The organism is Chromohalobacter sp. HP20-39 (genome assembly GCF_033052815.1).
Taxonomy (GTDB): Bacteria; Pseudomonadota; Gammaproteobacteria; order Pseudomonadales; family Halomonadaceae; genus Chromohalobacter.
On sequence record NZ_JAWHTP010000864.1, the window covers coordinates 1 to 257 of the forward strand.

The 257-nt window shown below is 59.9% G+C and carries 1 protein-coding gene; it reads right to left on the reverse strand.

The window, feature by feature from the left end; translation table 11 throughout:
* Positions 1-257: hypothetical protein (locus tag RVY79_RS20420; RefSeq protein ID WP_317466414.1), on the reverse strand; the 257-nt coding region annotated here is incomplete at both ends.

Here is a 257-nt window from a genome sequence, read left to right on the forward strand (position 1 = left end):
TTCCAGATACGGCGTGAGATCGATCTCCTTGTCGAAGAACAGCATCGGCTTTTTGTCGCGCAGGCACTTGTCGATGCGCTCAATGCCGGTGACAGGCTCACCCTCGTCCTGCTCAATCAGCGATGCGATCTGCTGATAGATCTTGGACGAGCCGCCCGGTACGCCGCCGCTGCGATTGTCGTCCATCGTGACGCCCTGGGCGACCACCCAATCGGTGGTGAAGTAGCCGACATCGATGACCAGGTGCGCGTTGTCGG